Source organism: Neorhizobium sp. BT27B, from assembly GCF_050455485.1.
Classification (GTDB): domain Bacteria; phylum Pseudomonadota; class Alphaproteobacteria; order Rhizobiales; family Rhizobiaceae; genus Neorhizobium.
Genome location: NZ_JBCIYT010000032.1, coordinates 1 through 5,299, shown reverse-complemented (window position 1 = coordinate 5,299; position 5,299 = coordinate 1). Strand labels below are relative to the sequence as shown.

At 51.6% G+C, this 5,299-nt stretch carries 5 protein-coding genes and 1 pseudogene; 5 read left to right on the top strand and 1 reads right to left on the bottom strand.

Translation table 11 applies throughout. The annotated features are described in order from the left end of the window. Nucleotides 1–549: 549 nt before the first annotated feature. From AAIH70_RS30865 to AAIH70_RS30845, 5 genes are all read left to right on the top strand, one after another. Nucleotides 550–921 carry a hypothetical protein gene (locus tag AAIH70_RS30865; RefSeq protein WP_430038151.1) on the top strand — a complete coding sequence of 124 codons (372 nt, stop codon included), beginning with the start codon at nt 550–552 and terminating at the stop codon, nt 919–921. Between the two features lie 10 nt (nt 922–931). Continuing rightward, entirely contained in the window at nt 932–1,930 is a 999-nt protein-coding gene (locus AAIH70_RS30860) for a caspase family protein (RefSeq protein WP_430038148.1), read from the top strand. Next, nucleotides 1,930–2,193 carry a hypothetical protein gene (locus AAIH70_RS30855; RefSeq protein WP_430038145.1) on the top strand — a complete coding sequence of 88 codons (264 nt, stop codon included), beginning with the start codon at nt 1,930–1,932 and terminating at the stop codon, nt 2,191–2,193. Before AAIH70_RS30860 ends, AAIH70_RS30855 begins: the two co-directional genes overlap by 1 nt. 1,432 nt (nt 2,194–3,625) lie before the next feature. Next, nucleotides 3,626–4,189 (top strand): hypothetical protein, encoded by a 564-nt coding sequence (locus AAIH70_RS30850; RefSeq protein WP_430038143.1) that lies wholly within the window; start codon nt 3,626–3,628, stop codon nt 4,187–4,189. Between the two features lie 122 nt (nt 4,190–4,311). Further along, the gene (locus tag AAIH70_RS30845) at nt 4,312–4,794 is read left to right on the top strand and encodes a TIR domain-containing protein (RefSeq protein WP_430038140.1); all 483 of its coding nucleotides are present in this window, start codon (nt 4,312–4,314) and stop codon (nt 4,792–4,794) included. Nucleotides 4,795–4,854: 60 nt separating this feature from the next. Here the strand turns inward: AAIH70_RS30845 and AAIH70_RS30840 are convergent. Beyond that, nucleotides 4,855–5,102: pseudogene (locus AAIH70_RS30840) on the bottom strand (hypothetical protein); the annotation flags it as partial. Nucleotides 5,103–5,299 lie beyond the last annotated feature (197 nt).

The following is a 5,299-nucleotide window of genomic DNA, read 5'->3' as shown; positions in this document are numbered from 1 at the left end:
AACCGTAGGGTGCGTCGCAATAGGCTTCGTACGGGTAATCCTTCAGCGGTCGCATGCTCTTGTAAGGATCGTACGCTTTCATTCTAACCGCCACGTCATACCAACTGCGACGTCGCACGCAAATCCAGTGCTGCAGACCGTCGCGGCTCTTCCGCACCGCTCCGTGATGAGGTTCCGCTATCTCTCGTAGCCGGCGCCGTCGATGACGTCCATCATAACGGTGAAGGCGTTGCGAGGTTGGCGCGCGGTTCCGGCAGGGCTACCGACGTCCAGAGATCGAGTGCGGCCGTCAGTCGGCCTCTTGAAATCGACCACGTCTGGAACGAACTTGCCACTAATACTACGTCGGCACCCTATATCTCAAATAGGTTAGCTTCGGTTGAAGTCATTTAGGCCGAGTTTTGGTCGTGGACTCGAGCCGCAAATCTTGTGGAATATGCGACCTAATCCCGCAGTTTTGCAATCCGCGTGCTCGCTTATTGAACGGTTGTAATGATACTTTCACGCAAACATGGGTAAGCAGTGAACTATCGAAGTCAGGGAAGTGTGATGGCGATCAAGAAAACCATTTTCGTCGCGTTTGCAATCGAAGACGAGCGAATTCGCGACATGATCAAAGGGCAGTCACTCAATATTGCGACGCCGTTTGAATATATCGATATGTCCGTAAAAGAGGCATACGAAAGTAACTGGAAAGAAAAAGTCAAAACCAGGATCCTGCGCTCTGACGGTGTCCTTGCCATCGTTACAAAGAACTCAACGACCTCGACAGGTCAGAAGTGGGAGATCGCTTGCGCCCAGGAACAGGGTGTGCCCGTACGCGGGATTTGGGCCTATAAAGACGACACAACGTCAATTGCTGGCGTGAAAACTATGCAGTGGACATGGGCCAATATCGGCGACTGGATCAACAGCTTGTAAGGCGTTTTAAATGCGTAAGGCACTCATCGTAGGCATCGACCATTACAAGCATATCTCACCTCTCGCCGGCTGCGTTAATGATGCGCATTCTGTCCGGGCTGCGCTCGAGCGAAATGCCGACGGCACCACCAACTTTAAAACACCAAGGTTGATCACAGGCACAGGCCCTACGGACATCGTGGAGCGCGTTGAATTGAAGGATGCGGTGCGCGCGTTGTTCGCGGACGAGTCGGAAATCGCTCTCTTCTATTTTGCAGGCCATGGTTACATTGAAGACACCGGAGGATTCCTGTGTGCAGGCGACTGCAAAACGGGCGACGATGGGCTTTCTCTCAATGAGGTCATGAGTATTGCTGCTGCATCGCCGGCAACGAACAAGGTCATCATTCTCGATAGCTGCCACAGCGGCATTGCGGGAGATCGGCCGACAATGAAGGGGTTCTCCGAAATCGTTAAGGGAATGACCATTCTAACTGCATCGACCGCCGAGCAATACGCGCTCGAAACGGGCGGCCCTGCCCCTGGAGGAGTTTTCACCAGCCTTTTGATCGACGCTTTGGGGGGGGCTGCGGCTAATCTTGTTGGTGACGTCACGCCTGGCAGCGTCTACGCTCATATCGACCAGTCACTAGGACCTTGGGCTGGGCAGCGCCCTTTGTTTAAAACCAATGTAAAGACATTTGTTTCGCTCAAAAAGGCAGATGCTCCCATTCCGCTTGCGGATTTGCAGCAGCTAGCCACGCTTTTTCCTTCTCAGGATTACGAGTTTCCTCTGGATCCTGCTTATGAACCAGAGCGAAACGAGGAGCAAAAAAATGATCCCTCCATCCCGCCTCCAGATCCTGCCAAGAATGCTGTGTTTGCGGTGCTGCAGAGATATGTGAAGGTCAATCTGGTCCGACCTGTAAACGCGCCGCATATGTGGCATGCAGCCATGCAAAACAAGAGTTGTGAGTTGACAGTATTAGGCGAGCATTATCGTAAGTTAGTGGAAGCAGGGATGATTTAATGCAAACAGATCAGGTTCTAGATGGTCTCGTTGAGACTCTAGCGGCGCTTGAACATGAGCGATGGGCTCATTGGCAAAGCTATCTCCACGGCAAGGCCATCAAACAGGAAGACGGGTCATTGATGATCCCCTCCGAACTGGTGAAAAAATGGGAGAAACAGATCGCAACGCCCTTCGCAAACCTGTCTAATGAAGAGAAAGAAAGCGATCGAGAGCAGGTGCAAAGATACCTTCCAACCATTAAGGACGCCTTGCGCCGCTGAATTTTTGTCTTTCGCATATTGTGCTGAACGCCTGGCAAAGGCGTTCGAATCGGAGACATAAGCCGATTGGCGTGCCTATAAGTACACATGCCGCTTCTAGCGTACGCATGCCTTTGCGGTAATGTTCGTCAGGGTCACCATGTTTTTCGGTGCTAGCCACAGCGTGGCTCTTTTCCGCATTGCTCAAGCGGCCGAGGGTTTATACACCCGCCGCTTACAAATCGCGCATTCCAATTTTGGTCTAAACCCTGCAAGCAGCACGTTGATCAGCTCACACATGCTGACAGGCTTAGCAATCGTTCACACCCTCTAAATTCACTCGCCTACATCGTGCGAAAGCCTAGTTCGATGGTTCATTCGCGCTACGAATCACTGTCAGCGTTGAGGCATGCTAGTTGAGGTGGATCCAGTTTAGACCCGGGGGATACTATTTGATTTCTATAAGGTGGCGCCTTATATCGTCAGGAAGCAAAAAACGCTCCTATTCGGTGCAAAAATGCCGCCTCACGCACCTTTAAAGCGAGCAAATTTTAAAATTAGCCGTTTAGGCTTGTTTTTTGCGGCTCGGAAGTGAGAGTTAGTGAATAGGTACGCCTCAGAAAGCATCGTGATGAAATCTCCGTTAAGAGCCTTGGTCGGCGCTGAAAAATTTGACAGGTTGCTGAGTTCGGTGACTCAGGAGCAGCTTGACCGAGGGGTCGCTATCAAGGCGCTCGGAACAATGCGGCAAGAACCGGACAATTCGGGAATGGATATCGAGCGAGGCCGTGAGGCTTTGCGCGAGGCGGTCAACCGATCCTATACCTTACCAGCCCCTCCGCGACGCTAAGCTCCCCGCCTATGTATGATGTCAAACAACAGCAGTCAGGTGCTGACCTGAAAGACTTGCTCGAAAAAACGATGGTGGAACACTGCGGCTGTATCGGCGTCGTGTCTCTAGCAACCTGTATAGACGTTGTGCGGCATCATGAAAGAGACGTACAGCGATTGTTCGCGATGCATGAGGACGGGGTACATGCTTCAAAGCACATCGGCTACCTGGTATTTTGGGTAAGAAAACTTAAACCTATTTCGTCGGCCTACACTCTCAAATATATGGAAACGGATCCATCTGATCTGGACCACAGTGAAGAGATCGTCGACATAAACGAATTCGCGTCGATATATCTGGCTCAGCATTTAATGTTGTCGTACATCGACAGCGGAGATTTAACTGTAGAGAGCGTTCACGATTCCCAAATACTACTCAGGCGCGCTGAGAAAGTGCTTGGCCTAGTCTTCAACCAACCGAGCGATGTGGGACACGGGTACGGAACGGTCTTTCGTTCGATACTGTATGATATGCGATATCGCACCTTCGGTCCGCACCACGTCGTACATTTTATAAACCACGTAGTCTACGCAGCCGCGAACTCGCTTGAAGGAAATACAAGTGACCATCCGTAAGTTGCGGATATTTCTTTCGCATCCCGCAGACATGGCTTTTTACGCCAATGAAGCATCGCGGATGGTCGCTGTTTCTAATCCAAGATGGGAGCGTGACCACAAGGCAAATGTTTCAGTCGAGACATTCCGCGACATTGCGTCGAATTTCGATGCGTCCGGTGTGCAGAACGCGACTAACAGATACTTCAAAGACCGCTACGATATCTATCTCGGCCTTATGGGTAGCAAGTTAGGCACTCCGACTTCGCAATTTGCTTCTGGAACCGTAGAAGAGTATCGAATTGCCGTGCAATCCATGCAAAATGGAGGAAAGGTCTCGGCCCTTTTGTTTGGATTTTGCGAAGTTCCAATAAACCCCTATCTGATCGACGCCGACGAACTCAAAAAGGCGAAGGAATTCCGCGACGAGATGTCACGAAATCAGCTGAGCTTCACTTGGAGTAAAAGTGAGGATTTCTTCGGGACCGTCTCCGATCAAATAGACAAGGTCGTCGCAGAAGTTTCGAAAGACCCGAAATGGATGGTAAAGGGTGGAATTCGTTACAAGTAATCGAGGATGGAATTCCAAGAGTGACCTTACAGCCGTGGCCGTCGTGCAAATAAGTATGCGCACCAAACCTCCACACTAAGTCACTCGCTCCAATTTGCAAAGCGTTCAGGGTGAATAGCGTTATGATCAAAGTCTTTGTTTCACATCAAAAGGCAGACGCGGCTCTCGCCGCTCAAGTTGCTGCTAGGCTTAAAGTAAACCACCAAATCGACTCCTACCTCGACGTAATCGATCAGGGAGTGAGAAAAGGCGAGGATCTCGCTGATCATCTCCGAGCGGAAATGGGTAAGTGCACGCAATTGCTTGCCGTAGTCTCCATGTCAACGGCCACATCGCAATGGGTGCCGTGGGAAATCGGCGTCGCCACCGAAAAGGACTATCCGCTCGCAACGTTCTCTGGGAGTGATGCATTGCCCCCCGAGTTTCTTCGCAAGTGGCCATATCTCCGATCACTGGCTGACTTGGACAGATACGCGGAAGCGTCTAAGACCGCTGAGAATACTTTTGTACGCCGCAAAACGGCCTTTCACGAATCCGTCGAACTTGCTCAGGCGACATCGACACGGCAGTTTTTCGATACATTGCGTCGTAGCCTTGGTCAGTGACATTGTATAAGGATTGACTAGAGCCCATTGGGCTCTAGGTGCGTGCCATTCGGTATCGCACGCATCCGCCTCTGCAAGTTGGACGAGGGCTTCCGACGGCACCTCGGATCTCCGCCATATATCATCTACGGGCTCGAACGGGCGCTCGATGCGAGCGACGGCAATCTTGCCGCTTCGGCGGGCGCCAGTCCGGCCACCTGCCGCATGCGAGCCGGACAGCGTGTCCGTTCGAGCCGGGGATTTCCTCGAGCGTACAAGTCCCAACGCGAGTGGGCGACGGAAACCGGACGGACTTCGACACCGTGCTTTTACAGAACCGCAACCACTGAAGAGACGGCGGTGGGATTTAAGCCATGACAGATTTGGAAGACGTGATGGCAATTAGGTCTTCCTCCTGCTCAGAAATCTGAGACCGGCTTAATATTATTCGTAAGCGCGAATTTCTCCGCACCTTCTGCAATTGATTGAGCTTTGGCATGTGGTGTCCACTTAAAAAGAGGTGGAC